11 protein-coding genes and 1 pseudogene are annotated in these 16,930 nt (G+C 67.1%); 10 read left to right on the forward strand and 2 right to left on the reverse strand.

Going from position 1 to position 16,930, the window contains the following annotated elements; all coding sequences use genetic code 11:
* The first annotated feature begins 20 nt into the window (after positions 1 to 20).
* From ABQJ56_RS01050 to ABQJ56_RS01060, 3 genes are all read left to right on the forward strand, one after another.
* A complete protein-coding gene (locus ABQJ56_RS01050; protein ID WP_367843131.1) occupies positions 21 to 1,610 on the forward strand; it encodes a tetratricopeptide repeat-containing sulfotransferase family protein in 1,590 nt (529 codons plus the stop codon).
* Between the two features lie 133 nt (positions 1,611 to 1,743).
* Positions 1,744 to 3,321, forward strand: a complete 1,578-nt coding sequence (locus tag ABQJ56_RS01055; protein ID WP_367843132.1) for a tetratricopeptide repeat-containing sulfotransferase family protein — start codon at positions 1,744 to 1,746, stop codon at positions 3,319 to 3,321.
* 65 nt (positions 3,322 to 3,386) lie between these two features.
* The gene (locus ABQJ56_RS01060) at positions 3,387 to 4,967 is read left to right on the forward strand and encodes a tetratricopeptide repeat-containing sulfotransferase family protein (RefSeq protein WP_367843133.1); all 1,581 of its coding nucleotides are present in this window, start codon (positions 3,387 to 3,389) and stop codon (positions 4,965 to 4,967) included.
* 83 nt (positions 4,968 to 5,050) lie between these two features.
* Here the strand turns inward: ABQJ56_RS01060 and ABQJ56_RS01065 are convergent, their stop codons facing one another.
* Complete coding sequence (locus tag ABQJ56_RS01065; RefSeq protein WP_367843134.1) at positions 5,051 to 7,975, reverse strand: TonB-dependent receptor domain-containing protein; 2,925 nt, start codon at positions 7,973 to 7,975, stop codon at positions 5,051 to 5,053.
* Positions 7,976 to 8,224: 249 nt separating this feature from the next.
* Positions 8,225 to 9,259, reverse strand: coding sequence for an AI-2E family transporter (locus ABQJ56_RS01070; RefSeq protein WP_367843135.1), 1,035 nt, complete (start codon positions 9,257 to 9,259; stop codon positions 8,225 to 8,227).
* Between the two features lie 125 nt (positions 9,260 to 9,384).
* On the opposite strand from ABQJ56_RS01070, the pseudogene ABQJ56_RS01075 reads away from it, so the two are divergent.
* The 7 genes and pseudogenes from ABQJ56_RS01075 to ABQJ56_RS01105 all read left to right on the forward strand — a co-directional run bounded on the left by ABQJ56_RS01075 (position 9,385) and on the right by ABQJ56_RS01105 (position 16,815).
* Positions 9,385 to 10,244: pseudogene (locus ABQJ56_RS01075) on the forward strand (5'-nucleotidase, lipoprotein e(P4) family).
* Between the two features lie 417 nt (positions 10,245 to 10,661).
* Positions 10,662 to 11,603, forward strand: a complete 942-nt coding sequence (locus tag ABQJ56_RS01080) for a hypothetical protein (protein WP_367843136.1) — start codon at positions 10,662 to 10,664, stop codon at positions 11,601 to 11,603.
* 149 nt (positions 11,604 to 11,752) lie between these two features.
* Positions 11,753 to 14,434 carry a glycerol-3-phosphate 1-O-acyltransferase PlsB gene (gene plsB / locus ABQJ56_RS01085; RefSeq protein WP_367843137.1) on the forward strand — a complete coding sequence of 894 codons (2,682 nt, stop codon included), beginning with the start codon at positions 11,753 to 11,755 and terminating at the stop codon, positions 14,432 to 14,434.
* A 27-nt stretch (positions 14,435 to 14,461) separates the two neighbouring features.
* On the forward strand, positions 14,462 to 15,211 hold the full coding sequence (gene ubiE / locus ABQJ56_RS01090; protein WP_367843138.1) for a bifunctional demethylmenaquinone methyltransferase/2-methoxy-6-polyprenyl-1,4-benzoquinol methylase UbiE: 750 nt from the start codon (positions 14,462 to 14,464) through the stop codon (positions 15,209 to 15,211).
* A gap of 22 nt (positions 15,212 to 15,233) precedes the next feature.
* Positions 15,234 to 15,857, forward strand: a complete 624-nt coding sequence (locus tag ABQJ56_RS01095; RefSeq protein ID WP_367843139.1) for a TMEM175 family protein — start codon at positions 15,234 to 15,236, stop codon at positions 15,855 to 15,857.
* A gap of 77 nt (positions 15,858 to 15,934) precedes the next feature.
* Entirely contained in the window at positions 15,935 to 16,201 is a 267-nt protein-coding gene (locus ABQJ56_RS01100; protein WP_367843140.1) for a DUF2249 domain-containing protein, read from the forward strand.
* Positions 16,201 to 16,815 carry a hypothetical protein gene (locus tag ABQJ56_RS01105; protein WP_367843141.1) on the forward strand — a complete coding sequence of 205 codons (615 nt, stop codon included), beginning with the start codon at positions 16,201 to 16,203 and terminating at the stop codon, positions 16,813 to 16,815. The genes ABQJ56_RS01100 and ABQJ56_RS01105 overlap by 1 nt, the downstream gene beginning before the upstream one ends.
* Positions 16,816 to 16,930: the final 115 nt, after the last annotated feature.

Genomic DNA, 16,930 nt, shown 5'->3' on the forward strand with positions numbered 1-16,930 from the left:
CCGGTGCCAGGGGGAATACCGTGATCGACTCGACCCGGGCTTACACCAAGCTCGTCGCCGCCTTCAACCAGAACGACTGGTCGCGCGTGCAGCAGCGTGCCGTCCAGTTGCTGACCGTTGCACCGAACGACGCGCGCGTGCATTTCATGGTCGGCGTGGCCTGCATGCAGACGCAACAGTGGCAGCAGATGCCGAAGGCGCTGGAGCACCTGCAGAAGGCCACCCATCTGGAACCGCGTCGCGCCGACTACGTCGCGCAATACGCGAAGGCGCTGGCGCTGACGCGCCGGTTCCGCGATGCGCGGCTGGTCGCGGATCGTGCGATGACCTTGTCGCCCGGCGACGCGCAGATCCTGGACACGCTCGGCATGGTCTACCGGCAGGCCAACGCCCTGATGCAGTCGGCCAACGCGTTCCGCCGCGCCGTGGCGCTGTCGCCCGAGGCGGCGATCACCCGCCTCAACCTCGCCTATGCACTGAATTCGCTAGGCGACACCGAAGGCGCCGAGCAGGAGCTGGAAGCCTGCATCCGGCTCGAACCGCACCGCTGGTACGCGCACCTGCTGCTCGCCCAGCTGCAGCGGCAGACCGCGGAACACAATCACATCGTGCGGATGTACGAGCTGTTGCAGCACCACGGCGACGACCCCGGCGCCCAGCTCCTGCTCAACATCGCGCTGGGCAAGGAATGCGACGACCTCGCCGATTACCCGGCCGCCTTCGAGTACTACACCCGCGGCAAGGCGGCCGGCCGGCGCATGCGTCCCTACACGTTCACGCGCGACGAAGCGATGTTCGACGCGCTGATCCGCGCCTTTCCCGGCGCCGACACGGACACCGCCGCGGGCGATCCCACGCGCGAGCCGATCTTCGTCATCGGCATGCCGCGCACCGGCACCACCCTGCTGGACCGCATCCTCTCCAGCCACCCCGACGTGCGTTCCGCCGGCGAGCTGCAGAACTTCCCGACGCTGCTGCAACGGGCTTCCGGCCGCTCCGCCGCCCTGCTGGGCGAAACGGATCTGGTCGCGCGCACCCGCCACATCGACTGGCGGCAACTCGGCGCGGCCTACCTCGCCAGCACGCGGCCGGTGAGCGGCGAAACGCCCCGCTTCATCGACAAGATGCCGCACAACTTCCTCTACGCCGGGTGGATCGCCCGCGCGCTGCCGAACGCGAAGATCGTCTGCCTGCGCCGCGACCCGCTGGACACCTGCATCGGCAACTTCCGCCACCTGTTCGAACGATCATCGGGGTTCTACGACTATTCCTTCAACCTCGACGACATCGGCCGCTACACCATCCAGTTCCATCGCCTGCTGGCGCACTGGCGCAAGGTGTTGCCGGGCCGCATCCACGAGGTGCAGTACGAAGCGCTGGTGGAAAACACCGAAGCCACCACGCGCGAACTGCTGGCCTTCTGCGAACTGCCCTGGGACGACGCCTGCCTGCGCTCGGAGAGCAACACCGCGCCGGTGAACACGCCCAACGCCTGGCAAGTGCGCACGCCGATCTACCAGCGCGCGATCGGCCACTGGCGACACTACGAACCCCAGCTGCGCGACCTGCGCCGGCTGTTGGCCGGCGCAGGCATCGGGGTCGCGCATTGAAGCGCCTCGCCGGTACGATCGCGGTGACTCGCGCGCGGATGCCGTGCCTCGACGAAACGCCGGTTCCGCGACACTGCCCTGCAACGATGGCCTATCGTATTCACCCGATCGATCGCCACGAAACCCAGGAGCCATGACCGATCCGGGACAGCTCTATACGCAGCTTGTCGCCGCGTTCAACCGGCATGACTGGCCAAGCGTGCGTGCACTCGCCGCCCCGCTGCTGCCTCTGGCCGCACGGCATGCCGGGGTACATTACCTTGTCGGCATCGCGTGCTTGGAACTGCATGACCTGCCGCACGCACTGAATCACCTGCGCCAAGCCACCGAACTGGATGCCACACGCGCCGAATTCACCGTGCACTATGCACGCGCACTCGCCATGGCACGGCTGGACAGTGCGGCGAAAGCGGCCGCCGACCGGGCGATGATGCTGGGCCCGCACGATGCCCGGACGCTGGATCTGCTCGGCAGCGTCTATGCGGAATCGCTCGCTCACGCCGCCGCGGCAGATGCATTCCGGCAGGCCGCGTCGCTTGATCCTGCGCAGCCTTCCCACCACTACAACCTGGCCGCCGCGCTCACGCACGTCGGCGACATCGCGAATGCGGAGCGCGAGATCGAGGCATGTCTGGTGCGCGATCCACTGTTCTGGCGCGCCCACCTGGCCTTGTCGAACCTGCGCCGGCAGACACCGGCCACACAACACCTGTCTCGCCTGCAGGCATTGCTGGCGCAACATGCCGGCAATCGTGAGGCGCGCCTGTGCCTGCATTTCGCATTGGCCAAGGAGCACGAGGATCTCGGTGAATATCCGCAAGCCTTCGCGCACTACGCGCAGGGCAATGCTGCAGGTCGCGAAACGATCGACTATGCACCGGAACAGGATGCCGCGATCTTCGCCGCGATGGAGCGGGCATTTCCCGAACCGTCTGCATTTGCGCCGGGCGAACCCACCGCGGAACCGATCTTCGTGTTCGGCCTGCCACGCAGCGGCACCACCCTGGTGGAGCGAATCCTGTCCAGCCACCCCGACGTGCATGCCGCAGGCGAACTGCAGAACTTTGGCATGGCACTGCGCCGCGTCTGGAACAGCCCGTCGCCGTTCTGGCTTGATCCCGACGCGGCCGCCAGGACTCGCGAACTCGACTGGCGACGCCTGGGGGCGGACTATCTCGCCAGCACACGCCCCGGCACCGGGCATGCGCCATGCTTCGTCGACAAGTTCCCGTTCAACTTCCTCTATGCGGGGTTCATTGCCCATGCGTTGCCGAACGCGAAGCTGGTCTGCCTGCGCCGCAATCCGCTGGACACCTGCCTTGGCAATTTCCGCCAGCTGTTCGCGGAAAAGTTGCCCTACTACCACCACACGTTCGATCTGCTCGACGCCGGGCGCTACTACGTCATGTTCGACCGGCTGATGGCGCATTGGCGCCGGGTATTGCCCGACCGCATCCTCGAACTGCGCTACGAAGCTTTGGTCGAAAACCAGGAAGCCGAGACGCGCCGCCTGCTCGCGCATTGCGGCCTGGGCTGGCACGACGCCTGCCTGCACTTCGAACGCAACGCCGCACCGGTGGCCACCGCCAGCAGCCTGCAGGTACGCCAGCCGCTGTTCCGTTCCTCGGTAGGCCGCTGGCATCGCTACGAACGGGAGCTGGAGCCCTTGCGCACTCTGCTGCGCGAGAACGGGATCGAACCGGCGACCTGAATCGGCTCGCCGCAGGCGCCCCACTCGCGGTAACGTTGCCTTTTCGCGCCGACCATCCCGCTCCAATGATCGACACCAACGCGCTGCTCACCCGACTCAGCCAAGCCTTCAACCAGCGCGACTGGCCGGGCACCCGGATGCTGGCCAACCAGCTGCTGCCCGACATGCCGCAACACCCGCTGCTGCGCTACATCTCCGGCGTGGCCGAGATGGAGCTGCAGAACATGCCGATGGCGCTCACCCACCTGCATATCGCCACGGACCTGGAGCCGCGTCGACCGGACTTCGCCGTGCAGTTCGCCAAGGCGCTGGTCCTGGTCAAGATGATGCACGAGGCGCGCGAGGCGGCGAACCGCGCGATGGCGGTGGTGGCGGTGGCCGATGCCGCCACGCTGGATACGCTGGGCGTGGTCTACACCCAGACCCATGCCCATGCCGAAGCCGCCGAGGCCTTTCGCCGCGCAGTGGCACTCAAGCCCGACCATGCGCCGTACCGCTTCAATCTCGCCACCGCCCTGGTGGCGGTAGGCGAGCTCGATGCCGCCGAGATGGAACTGGAGACCTGCATTCGCATCGAACCACGTTGGTGGAAGGCGCACCTCACCTTGGCGCAACTCCACATGCAAACGGCTGACAGCAATCACATCGCGCGCATGGAAGCCCTGCTGACCGGCCATGATGACGACCTGGAAGCGCAGACTTATCTGCATATGGCGCTGGCCAAGGAACGCGAGGATTGCGCGGACTACCCGGCCGCCTTCACGCATTACATGCAAGGCAAGGCCGCCGCCGGCAAGGGTCGCGGCTATCGCATCGAGCACGACGAAGCGCTGTTCGCGGCCATCACCGCGGCATTCCCGGTGCCGCAGGCCGCCGTGCCCGGCTGCCCCTCGAATGAACCGATCTTCGTGATCGGCATGCCGCGCAGTGGAACCACCCTGGTGGAGCGCATCATCTCCAGCCACCCCGACGTGCACTCGGCCGGCGAGCTTATGAATTTCGGCGTGGCGCTGAAGCGCGCCTCGGGCAGCCGCACGCCACTGCTGCTCGACGCCGACACCATCGGCCGCGCACGCGAACTGGACTGGGCCGCCGTGGGCGCGGATTACCTGGCCAGCACCCGACCGGCCACCGGCCAAACGCCGCGCTTCATCGACAAGCTGCCACACAACTTCCTGTATGCGGGGTGGATCGCCCGCGCCCTGCCGAACGCAAAGATCATCTGCCTGCGCCGTGATCCGCTGGACACCTGCCTCAGCAATTTCCGCCAGCTGTTCGCCCCGCAGTCGCCCTATTACGCCTACTCCTTCGATCTGGATGACACCGGCCGTTATTACGCGCTGTTCGACTGCCTGATTTCGCACTGGCAGCGCGCCTTCCCGGGTCGCATCCTGGAAGTGCGGTACGAGGATCTCGTGGAGAGTCAGGAAGCCGGCTCGCGCCAGCTGCTGGACTTCTGCGGACTGCCCTGGCACGACGACTGCCTGCGTTTCGAGCAGAACGCCGCCCCCGTGAACACCGCCAGTGCGGTGCAAGTGCGCGGACCGGTCTATCGCAGCGCATTGCAGCGCTGGCGCAAGTACGAGCCGCAGTTGGGCAGGCTGCGCGACGTGCTCTCCAGGCAAGGCATCGAACTGCCGGTCTGAGCGGCGCCCCTGCCCCACGTGCCCATGAAAAAAACGGCCCCACCGAAGCGGGGCCGTCGGTCAGGCGATCGTGGCATCAGGCATCAGCTGCCGAAGCCTTGGCCGAACTTGTAGTTCGCCTCCAGGAAGAACGCGCGACCGAAGGGATTGTAGTTGTCCGAGTTGTAGGGACCCCACGTGGTACCCGGGTAGCTGTTGTCCACCGGCGGCATCTTGTTGAACACGTTCTGGATCTGCAACGAGAGCGCCAGGTTCTTGATCGGGTTATAGGTCACGCTGGCGTTCCACAGGATCCACGCGCCCAGCTTGCCGGTGCCCTTGTCCGTGTAGTTGTCGAGCTGGCTGGCCAGGTAGTTCGGCGTCTGGCCGTAACGATTGACATACAGCGTGGTGCTCCAATCGCCCTTGAGCCAGGTCAGCGAGGCGTTCGCCTTGCTCTTGAAGTCGGTACTCCAGCCTGGATGGCGCAGCAGGTCGATCTTGGGATCAAGCGGGTAGTCCTGGTAGGTGTGCTTGAGCAGGTCCGAGTAGGTGGCCGCCCATACCAGCTTGCCGAATCCACCGGCATCCATGCCGTAATTGAAGCTCGCGTTGATCGCGTTGACCTGCTCGTTCGCCACGTTCATCTTGTTCGTGGTGATGCCCATGATCTGGCCCAGCAACGGCACGCCATTGACGGTCTTGCCGGGGCCTCGCGTAATCAGGTTGAAGGCCGTGGAACAGGTGGTCGAGTTCGGGTCGATCGTCTTGATGTCGCACAGGTACTCCGTGTTCGACAGCGTGTCGGCACCCACCTGGGCAACTTCGTTGTTGATGTCCCAGTGCAGGTAATCCACGCTGACCGACATGCGCTCGACCGGCGCCCACACCACGCCATAGGTCCATACCGTGGCCGTGATCGGCTTCAAACCGGGGTTGCCGAAGGTGGTGCCCTTGTACTGCGTGCTGTTGTATGGGCTCGGGCAAGCGTCGATATTGTCGCCGCTATAGCCGAGGCGGCCGCAGTTCAGGTAATCGGTCACGCCATTGTAGTAGTTGCTGGGACGCTGGAACTCGTCGGACAGCGTGGGCACCTTGAACGCGGTGCCATAGCGGCCACGCAGCAGCAAGGTGTCGAACGGGCGGTACTCCAAGCCCAGGTTGTAGGTGCCGTGGCTGACGGTAGTTCCCCCCACGGCGTAGCTGTCGTAGCGACCCGAAACATCCAGGGTCAGCTGCTGCAGCAAGGGGAACTTCAACTCGGTAGTGGCCGCCCAGCGCGAGCGGTGGCCGGCACCCGGCGTGGCGCTGGTGCCCCAGTAGTACGGCGTGTCGTAGGTGAAGCCGTTGCCGTAGTCGATCGTGACGTTCTGCATCAGTCGCGGATCCGGCGAGGAATCCCAGCCCTGGTTGCCGCCTTCAAGCACCACGGCCACACCGGCGTCGCCACCCGGCAGGGAGAACAGCGAGGCGTTGGTCAGCTGGCCGCGGACCATGTTGTCCCAGGTCTTGGCGTGGCTGGTGGAATAGCCGGTGAAGCTCTTGAAGTCTGCCTGCGACACCGGGTTGTACAAGGCAGCATAGTTCGGCTCGAACACCGGATAACCGGAATACGTGCCCAGCTGCGGACCCAGCACGTGCTTGGAGAAATACGCCTCCATCGGGCCGGCCAGCCGCTGGAAGCTGCGGTCGATCAGCTGGTCGTCGGAATGGGTGAAGCCCAGGTCGTAGTCCCAGTTGGACTGGCCGAAGGTGCCGCGCGCGCCCAGCGTGAGCATGTAGGAGTTCTCGTATTCCTTGCTCATGATATTGCGGTACCCGCCCACCTCCTCGGGCGAGAAGGCATGCTGCAGCAGCATCAGGCTGCCGCCATGCACGGTGGGATCCCAGAAATAGCCGGCACCCTGCGTAGTTGCCACGCTGGTGCCCCACCACGTGGTGCTGGAGCCGTTGGTGGATTTCTTTTCCGAGTAGTTGTAGAGCAAGTCGCCGTACAGCTGCACATTGTCGTTCACGTCGAACGTGTTGTGCGTGTAGGCATTGGCCTGCTTGGTGGCGAGCTGCAGTGTGCCCACGCCGGGGGTGTCCATGGAACCGCAGTAATACCCGCTACCCTTGCGGTACTGCTTGGTCTCGGTGCCACCCCACTGGCTGGACACGTTGGCACAGTTGTCCGGATCCATGAGCTGGTAGCCCGGGGCGGTGCCATCGTTCGAATAGGCGGTCAGCACCAGGTAGTCACGCGACGCCGTTTCCGGGCTGGTGCCATGCGTGTTGAAGGTGCTCGTGATGCTGCGGTCACGACGCCACATCGGGGAATCGTTCTCGAACTGCACGCCGTACAGCGAGGTCCACTTGCCCAGCGTGAAGCTGTCGGCAAAGCTGACACGACGGTTGGCGCCACCGCCATCGGCGGTCCAGCCGTAACGCACGTCGAGCGTGGGCGCGTCCACGTGCTTCTTCAGCACGATGTTGATTACGCCCGCGATCGCGTCCGAGCCGTACAGCGAAGACTGGCCGCCCGGCAGGATGTCGATGTGGTCGACCAGATCCATCGGGATGCCGCTGATGCTGTTGAAGGTATCGCTGCCGTTGTACAGGCCCGGGAAGCTGCCCATCGGGCGACCATCCACCAGGTACTTCACGAAGCCCACCGGCAAGCCGAACATGCTCAGCGTCTCGGCATTGGTGGTGAAGGAATTGGTGTCCTGCATGCCCTGCACGCTGCCGGTGGCGAACGAGGCCTGCTGCAGCGCCTGCGCCACGGTGGCGAAACCGCGTGCTTTCATCTGGTCGGCAGTGATCGTGATGACCGGGGTGGCGGTCTCGATCTGGGTCTGCGGGATCAGCGAGCCGGTGACCGTGACCGCCTGCAACTTCTTGGCGTTCTTGGCATTGGGCGCCTGATCGGTGTTTTGGCTCTGCGGCTGTGTGGTCGACGTGGAGGTCTGGGTGTCCTGTGCGTGGACAGCGGCAGAGCCAAATGCGAGAGCCGCGACCACGGCGACGGCCAGTTTCGACTTGATCATTATCTTGAACTCCCTGGTGTGCAAGGCAACGAACCCGGCGCGAAGCCCCGGGAATCTGCACAAACGCATCGGATGTTCCGACGCGTGATCGCTCCAGTCCCCACTGGCCGACGCTTTCAAGCGTGTGCAGTCGCCGCTGTTTTACACAAGTTTTAACGAGGCAACAACAATCCTTCTACATTTTTATCGTTTTTTAATGCGCATCAAGATGTTGCGATTTACCCGGGAAGGACCGCCAGCCGAGCCAGATCAAATAAGGCGCTGCATCTCCAGCTCCCCCTTGAGATAGGCGTAATAGACCGGCGCGGCGATCACGCCGGGCAGGCCGAAGGCGGCCTCCAGCAGCAGCATGGCGATCAGCAGCTCCCACGCCCGCGCATGGATTTGCGAGCCCACGATGCGCGCGTTGAGGAAGTACTCCAGCTTGTGGATCAGTATCAGGAAGCCCAGCGCGGCGATGCCCACGCCCAGCGACACCGACAGCGCGGCGATGGTGATCGCGGTATTGGAGAGCAGGTTGCCGACCACCGGCAGCAGGCCGACGATGAAGGTGGCCGCCACCAGGGTCTTCGACAGCGGCACATGGATGCCCAGCAGCGGCAGCACGCCGAGCAGGAAGATCGCGGTGAGCACGGTGTTGACCAGCGAGATCTTGATCTGCGCGAACACGATGTCGTGGAACGCGCCAGCCAGCCGCTGGCAACGCTGGCCCAGCGCCGCCGCCAGCGGCCCCACCTGGTGTGCCGGACGGGTGCGGCTGAGCGCCACGATGGCGCCCAGCACCAGGCCGATCAGGATGTGCACGAACGCGCGCGCCGCCTCCTTGCCCGCCATTTGCAGGGTCACCGCATGCTTGCGCGCCAGTTCGACCACGCCGTCGCGCAGGTCGTCCACGCTGTCCGGCAGGTGGTCGACCAGCATCGCCGGCAGTTGCTGGCGCGCTTTCTCCACCAGCGGCATCAACTGCTGCTGCCACAGCAGCTCGGGGTTGCCCAGCTCGCTGCGGAAGAAGCTGATCGCACCGAGGATGAGCAGCAGCAACAGGCCCACCACGACCGCGCCCAGCACGGCCACCACCACCACGCGCGCCCGGTCGCCGGAGATGCGCCGGCCCAGCAGCGGCACCGCCGCCTGCACCAGCTCGTACACCAGCAGGCCTGCCAGCAGGGCGGCGAGCAGGTGCAGTTGAAGCACCAGCCATAGCGCCATTCCCGCCAGCACATAGCTGGCAATGCGGATGGCGGGCGAACCGATGCGGGGAGCAGTGGACGTCGGATCGTTCATGCGGTCTCCGGCGGTAGGGGCATGACCGCCAGTCTGTCAGCCGGCGACAAGCACAGCCAGCCCCGGTCACATCCCTGCCGTAAAATCCTGCAAGACTCGCCGCCCTCCCCGGAGATGCCTTCCTCATGCGACTTCAGCTGCCGCTGGCCCTGGCCACGCTCGCCCTGCTCACCGGCTGCGCCGCCACGCCACCGCACCCCGCCGCCACGCCCGTGGCAACCGCCAACGACAACCTCGATGCAGTGGTGTGGACACAGACCGCGATCGAGCACGACCTGATCTACCTGCAGGCCTATCGTGACGCCCGATCACATCTGCTGGCCGCCTTGCATGACCCGCAGTGGGACGCCCTGGCGAAGGAGGATCGCGCGGTACCCGCCGCCGGCCTGCCGCCCGCGGTGGTGCTGGACATCGACGAGACCGTGCTGGACAGCCCTACCAGGCCCGCCTGGTGAAGAACGGCGGCCAGTACGACGAGGCCAGCTGGGCGGCGTGGTGCAAGGAGGAACGCGCCCGCGCCATGCCCGGCGCGCTGGCCTTCGCGCAATTCGCCGCCGAACACGGCATCGCGGTGATCTATCTCTCCAACCGTGCTACCGACCTGGACACCGCGACGCTGGCGAACCTGCGCAAGCTGGGCTTCCCGGTATCCGGCCCCGACGCCTTCCTGGGCCTGGGCACGGTGGTGCCGGGCTGCGAGCAGGCGGGCACCGAGAAGGGTTGCCGCCGCCAGCGGGTGAGCCGCCGGTACCGCGTGCTGATGCAGTTCGGTGACCAGCTGGGCGATTTCGTCGATGTCGTCGCCAACACCGAGGCGGGCCGCAGGCAGGCCATCGACGGCTACCTGGGCTGGATCGGCACGCGCTGGTTCGTGTTGCCCAACCCCACTTATGGCTCGTGGGAGCCGGCGCTGTTCAACAACGACTGGAGTGCTCCGCCGGCGGAGCGGCGGCAAAAGAAGCTGGATGCACTACGCTACAACTGAATAAAAACATGTAGTTAGCGAAAATAACAAAAGTATTGCCTTAGGTTTAACGACCAAGTAATATCTGCCGCGCCTACCTGCTGCTGACCTCCAGTTTCCGCAGGCAAGGCCATTTCCCTTCCGGCTCAGCCGGATTGCCCCGCGAGGCCCGCCCCGCGGGGTTTTCTTTGTCTTCGCGATCGACCCGGATCGCGAAGATCATCAGGAGCGGCCATGCATGGCCGCACTTTTCGTTACGGCATCCTTTGCGACCATTCTGGATCGCGGACGTCAAACGGGCGGCACCGATGCCGGGGGTTTTCATTGCGGTGCCCGCAGGTTTCTGCGGACGACCCTTGTCCCCCCTTGCAACGCCACTTACCCTGACCCGTCATTGCGCGGTCGGCGCGCCCTCTCCCTGCATCGCGAGATCTGCCCATGCGTTTCCGCTCCCTCCGCCACATCCTGCTGCCCCTGCTCGCCGTGCTGGCGCTGGCCGCCTGCCACCACGACGAAGCTGCGCAGGCCGGCGGCAGCAGCCCGGAAGCGGCCGTGCAGGGCTCGATCGACCTGCTCAAGGCCGGCGACTTCGGCGGCCTGTGGAAGCACGCCCTGCCGCCGGCCGACTACGCCACCCTGCGCGCGGACTGGAGCCGCCACGCGGCGGAGCAGCCCCCGGTCAGCGCCGCGGACAAGGCAAAATTCGACGAGGCCGTGCAGAAGCTCACCGCCCCGGACGCCGAGACCAAGCTCTACGCCGAACTGCAGCCCAAGCTCGGCCAGATGGAACAGCAGTACAAGGACCAGTTGCCGGTGATGATCAGCGTGGGCGCCGCCCTGCTGAAGAACGGCGTGGCGCAGAACCAGAACCTGGACAGCGCGCAGAAGACCCAGGCGAACCAGTTGCTCGACGTGCTGGTGCCGTGGGCGCAGCAGGCGCCGTGGTTCGACCAGGCCAGGGCGAAGCAGGCCGTGGGCGTGGTGGTGGCCACCGCGCGCAAGCTCGACCTCAAGAGCCCGGAGCAACTGCGCTCGATGGACTTCGACGCGGCGATGGCGAAGTACGCCACCGGCTACGCCGGCCTCAAGCGGCTGTTGGCGATCTACGGCCTGTCGGTGGACGAGGCGCTGGATTCGGTCAAGCTCAGCACCCTCCCCAGCAAGGACGGCCGCGCGGTGGTGAAGATCGACTACACCCTGCTCGGCAAGCCGCTGTCCGCCGAATCCACCCTGGTGCAGCAGGGCGGCCGCTGGTACAACGAATCGCTGATCCGCAACGTGCACGAGGCGCACGAACGCCTGCAGCAGCCGGCCGCGACCGGCAGCACGGCATTGACGGCGCTTCCGGCGTCCGCCGCCAGCGCCGCCCCGAAAAACTGACTCTCCTTCCTCCGTGGCGGTGGAGTGCCCGGGAAAGGACAGGCCATCTCGCGTGCCCCCGATCCTCTCCCCGGGCGGAGACCCGGGCCCAGTGCACCACCACCACACGCCCGAGCATGGTTCCCCGGGCAAGCCACTAGAATAGGCGGATGCAGAACATCTCCACTGCCGACTCCCCCCGACGCCGCACCCCCTGGTGGTTCCACCTGGCCGGGCAGCTGCTGCTGCCCTGGGTGCGCATCCGCCGCGACCCGGCCGAGCCGACGACCCTGCTCAAGGCCGGCGTGCCGGTCTGCTACGTGATCGAGCGCGACGGCTTCTCCGACGCGCTGATCCTCGACCGCGCCTGCCGCGAGGCCGGCCTGCCCGGCCCGTTGCAGCCGCTGGCCGGCACGCGGCGCCGGCGCTCGGTGTTCGCGCTGATGCGCCGCGACGGCTGGCTGTTCGGCCGCAAGCGCCACCGCGCGCCGAACGGACCGCTGGGCCAGCTGGTGCATTCGCTGGAAGGGATGCCCGACCGCGACATCCAGATCGTGCCGGTGTCGATCTACGTGGGCCGCGCGCCGAACCGCGACTCCGGCTGGTTCAGCGTGCTGTTCTCCGAGAACTGGGTAATGGTGGGCCGCTTCCGCCGCCTGCTGGCGCTGCTGCTGAACGGTCGCGACACCGTGGTGCACTTCTCCGCGCCGGTGTCGCTGCGCGAGGTGCTGGCCGAATCCGGCGAGCTGCCGCCGCCCCGCTTCGCGCGCAAGCTGGCGCGCGTGCTGCGCACCCACTTCCACCGCATCCGCGCCGCGGTGATCGGCCCCGACCTGTCGCACCGGCGCACCGTGGTGGACGACGTGCTGCGCGCCGAACCCGTGCGCGCGGCGATCGCCGCCACCGCGGCGAAGGAGAAGATCAGCGAGGCCAAGGCCTGGCGCCGCGCACAGAAGATGATGCTGGAGATCGCCGCCGACTACTCGCACCCGGTGGTGCGTTCGGTGTCGCTGCTGCTGTCGAACTTCTGGAACAAGCTGTACGACGGCATCGCGATGCACCACTTCGACAAGGCCCGCGCCGCGGCGCCGGGCTACGAAGTGGTGTACGTGCCCAGCCACCGCAGCCATACCGACTACCTGCTGCTGAGCTACCAGCTGCACATGTCCGGCGTGGTGCCGCCGCACATCGCGGCGGGCATCAACCTCAACCTGCCGGTGATCGGGCCGATCCTGCGCCGCGGCGGCGCGTTCTTCATGCGCCGCACGTTCAAGGGCAACGCGCTGTACTCGGTGATCTTCAACGAGTACATGGCGCAGCTGATCGACCGCGGCGTGCCGATGGAGTACTTCATCGAGGGCGGCCGCTCGCGCACCGGCCGCCTGCTCGCGCCGCGCGCCGGCATGCTGGTGATGACGGTACGCGCCTTCCTGCGCGCGCCGCGCCGGCCGGTGCTGTTCCAGCCGGTGTACATCGGCTACGAGAAGCTGATGGAGGGCAAGAGCTACGCGGGCGAGCTCAGCGGCCAGGCCAAGGAGAAGGAATCCCTGCTCGGCCTGCTCAAGGGCCTCAAGGTGTTGCGCCAGCGCTACGGCCACGTGGCGCTGAACTTCGGCGAGCCGATCGAGCTCACCCCGCTGCTGGACGCGGCCAGCGCCGACTGGCGCAGCGCCAGCGGCGACCCGGACACCCGCCCCGAATGGCTGAGCGGCGTGATCGACCAGTTGGCCGAGAAGATCCAGGTCAACGTCAACCGCGCCGCCGACGTCAATCCGATCAACCTGCTCGCGCTCTCCCTGCTGGCCACGCCCAAGCACGCGATGGCCGAGAACGACCTGCTGGCGCAGCTGGAACTCACCAGGTCGCTGCTGCTGGAGCTGCCCTACTCCGACCGCATCACGCTGACCCCGATGGACCCGGCCGGCATCATCGCCTACGGCGAGCAGATGGGCTGGATCCGCCGCATCAAGCATCCGCTGGGCGACGTGCTCGACGTGGAGGGCGAGCAGGCGGTGCTGCTCAGCTACTTCCGCAACAACGTGCTGCACCTGGTCGCGGTCGCCGCGTGGGTGGCCTGCTGCTTCCTCAACAACCGGCGCATGTCGCGCGCCTCGGTGCAGCGGCTGGGCCGCATCATCTATCCGTTCCTGCAGGGCGAGCTGTTCCTGGCCTGGGACGAGGCGGGCTTCGGCACGCACCTGCAGGCCACCATCGACTTCTTCGTGCGCCGCGGCCTGCTCGAGGCCACCGGCGACGGCCGCATGCTGGAGCGCGGGCCGGGCCAGGAGGACGGCGCGTTCCAGCTCAAGGTGATCGCGCGCAGCCTGATCCAGGCCTTCGAGCGCTACTACATCGCGATCGCCGCGCTGGTGAAGCACGGTCCGCACACGCTCAGCGGCGGCGAGCTGGAAACCACCTGCACGCTCACCGCGCAGCGCCTCGCCCTGCTCAACGAGCTCAGTGCGCCGGAGTTCTTCGACAAGGCGCTGTTCCGCGGCTTCATCCAGAAGCTGCGCGAGCGCCGCATCGTGTGGACCGACGACAACGGCAAGCTCGACTACGACAGCGCGCTGGAGGACATGGTGCGCGACGCGCGGGTGATCCTGTCGCGCGAGATGCGCCATTCCATCCTCAAGATCACCCCCGGCGGCGACCGCGACGCCGCGACCGAGGAGCCGGCGGCCGAACCCGCGACGCCCGCGGCACCCGCCGAAGCCGGCGACGATGCCGGCGCGGAGCTGCACCAGCGCCACGTGGCCGCCGAGCACGAGAGCCATCGCGCACATCCCGCCGATGCCGCCGCGGACGCGGGCGAGGAAACCGAAGGCACGCAGCGCGACCTGCCGCTGTGACGATCCATCACCGAGCCGCATGACGCCATGAACGAACAGCCCACCACCCATTTCGGTTTCCGCGACGTGCCCGTCGCCGACAAGCAGAAGCTGGTCGGCGAGGTATTCACCTCGGTCGCACGCAACTACGACCTGATGAACGACCTGATGTCGTTCGGCATCCATCGCCTGTGGAAGCGCCACTTCGTGGCGGTCAGCGGCGTGCGCGAGGGCGACCGCGTGCTGGACCTCGCCGGCGGCACCGGCGACATCGCCGCCCTGCTCAAGCCGGTGGTGGGCGAGCAGGGCGAAGTGGTGGTGGGCGACATCAACGCCGCCATGCTCGGCGTCGGCCGCGACCGCCTCACCGACCGCGGCCTGGTCGGCGGCCTGCGCTGGGCCCAGCTCAACGCCGAAGCGCTGCCGTTCCCGGACAACGCTTTCGACGCAGTGACCATGGCCTTCGGCCTGCGCAACGTCACCGACAAGGACAAGGCGCTGGCCGACATCTGCCGCGTGCTCAAGCCCGGCGGCCGCCTGCTGGTGCTGGAGTTCTCGCGCGTGCAGAGCGAGCTGTTCAACAAGCTCTACGACTTCCACTCGTTCAAGGTGCTGCCCAGGCTCGGCCGCCTGTTCGCCGGCGACGCCGACAGCTACCGGTACCTCGCCGAATCCATCCGCAAGCACCCCGACCAGCAGACGCTCAAGGGCATGATGGAACGCGCCGGCTTCGGCAAGGTCGAGGTGCGCAACCTCAGCAATGGCATCGTGGCGATCCACCGCGCCTACAAGTTCTGAAGGACGACGCAGGAGCCAGGGAATGCGGCAACTGGAACGCCTGAAGGCCTTCTCCGACGCCGTGTTCGCGATCGCGATCACGCTGCTGGTGATCGAGGTGCACGTGCCGCGGCTGGACACGCTGGACGATGCCGCCTACCTCGCTGCGCTGGGGCACCTGCTGCCGAGCTTCATGGGCTTCATGCTGAGCTTCCTCACCGTCGGCGCCCTGTGGATCGCGCACCACCGGCTGTTCGGCGTGCTGGACGGCTACGAGCCCCGGCTGATGTGGCCGAGCATGCTGCTGATGGTGGTCGCCTTCATGCCGTTCGCCACCGCGCTGATGAGCTCCAATCCGCTCGCGCGCGTGCCGGAGGTGTTCTACTCGGCCACCCTGCTCGCCGCCGGGCTGCTGCAATGGCTGCTGTTCCAGCTCGCGCTCAGGCCCGGGCGGGTGCGCGCCGGGGTGCCGCCGGAGGAGGCCAACGCGCTGCGCTGGCGTGCGCTGACCCTGCCCACGGCGGCCACCGCCGCGCTGCTGGCCGCACCGCACATCCCGGGCAACAACAACTTCTTCCTGCTGGCGATCCCGCTGCTCGCCCGCGCCTATGCGGCGATCGGCCGCCGCCGCACCCTGCAGCGCGCGGCCGCCGCCGCAGCCGACTGAGGGCGCGGTTGATCCAGGTCAGTGGCATGCCGTCCCATGCGGCGTAGCGTGCGGTTTCCCCGACCGCGAGCCGCGCCATGACCATCGACCCGATCCACGACCAGCACACCCACCTCTTCGACGCCCGCAGCGTGGCGCGGCGCTTCCGCCATTCGGCGATCTTCGGCGCGATCGGTGCGCTGCGCTCCGGCGAGACGATGCGCTTCGTCAACGACCACGACCCGCTGCCGCTGATCGCCCAGTTGCGCGAGCGCCTCGGCGAGCACCTCACGGTGACCTATCGCCAGCGCGATGCCGACGCGGTGGTGATCGACTTCGGCATCACCGGCCTGCCGGGGGAGTGATGGGCCACCCCGCGTTCTTCGACGAGGCCCCGCGCATCCTGGTGCGCGACCCGCTGGCCGACCTGCTCGGCGCCGCCGACGGCGGCCTGCTCGAATACCGCTACCTCGACGCGGTGCGCCTCGCCGGCCACTCCTGCCCCACCGTGGCCGGTGCCTGGCTGGCCGCACGCACTGCACTGCGCGCGCTGTACCCGGACGAGCCGGCCGAGCGTGGCGGCATCGCGGTGCAGATGCCCGCACCGGAGGACGAAGGCGTCACCGGCGTGATCGCGCAGGTGCTCACCCTGGTCACCGGTGCCGCTGCCGGGAACGGCTTCCACGGCATCGGTGGCCGCCATGCGCGACAGGCCCTGCTGGGCTACGCGGATGCCGCGACCGGCGACGCGATCCGTTTCAGCCGCCGCGACAACGGCGCCACGGTGGCGGTGGCACTGGACCTCTCGCGCGTGCCGCCTGCTCCGCAGTTGCGCGGGCTGATGGCTGCCGCGCTGCAGCCGGCCGCCACCGATGCGCAGCGTGCCGCGTTCGCGCGGGCCTGGCAGGATCGCGTGCGACGACTGCTGCTGGAACATGCCGACGATCCCGCCATGCTGCGCGTGACGCGCTTGCATTGAAAACCCGCACCTCGCCGTGCGCGATGCCGGCAAGCCATCGCCTGGCGCACTCGCTTGCCGGAGTCTGAACGGCTTCCGGCAGGAACGTCATCGCCGCTTTCATCGCTCCGTTCTC

Source organism: Rhodanobacter geophilus (assembly GCF_040812275.1).
GTDB lineage: Bacteria > Pseudomonadota > Gammaproteobacteria > Xanthomonadales > Rhodanobacteraceae > Rhodanobacter_A > Rhodanobacter_A geophilus.

What these genes read in the sequence shown, in the direction of transcription:
- ABQJ56_RS01055 (WP_367843132.1), top strand. Translation starts at nt 1,744, where the DNA reads ATGACCGATCCGGGACAGCTCTATACGCAGCTTGTCGCCGCGTTCAAC.
- ABQJ56_RS01060 (WP_367843133.1), top strand. Translation starts at nt 3,387, where the DNA reads ATGATCGACACCAACGCGCTGCTCACCCGACTCAGCCAAGCCTTCAAC.
- ABQJ56_RS01065 (WP_367843134.1), bottom strand. Translation starts at nt 7,975, where the DNA reads ATGATCAAGTCGAAACTGGCCGTCGCCGTGGTCGCGGCTCTCGCATTT.
- ABQJ56_RS01070 (WP_367843135.1), bottom strand. Translation starts at nt 9,259, where the DNA reads ATGAACGATCCGACGTCCACTGCTCCCCGCATCGGTTCGCCCGCCATC.
- ABQJ56_RS01080 (WP_367843136.1), top strand. Translation starts at nt 10,662, where the DNA reads ATGCGTTTCCGCTCCCTCCGCCACATCCTGCTGCCCCTGCTCGCCGTG.
- plsB (WP_367843137.1), top strand. Translation starts at nt 11,753, where the DNA reads ATGCAGAACATCTCCACTGCCGACTCCCCCCGACGCCGCACCCCCTGG.
- ubiE (WP_367843138.1), top strand. Translation starts at nt 14,462, where the DNA reads ATGAACGAACAGCCCACCACCCATTTCGGTTTCCGCGACGTGCCCGTC.
- ABQJ56_RS01095 (WP_367843139.1), top strand. Translation starts at nt 15,234, where the DNA reads ATGCGGCAACTGGAACGCCTGAAGGCCTTCTCCGACGCCGTGTTCGCG.
- ABQJ56_RS01100 (WP_367843140.1), top strand. Translation starts at nt 15,935, where the DNA reads ATGACCATCGACCCGATCCACGACCAGCACACCCACCTCTTCGACGCC.
- ABQJ56_RS01105 (WP_367843141.1), top strand. Translation starts at nt 16,201, where the DNA reads ATGGGCCACCCCGCGTTCTTCGACGAGGCCCCGCGCATCCTGGTGCGC.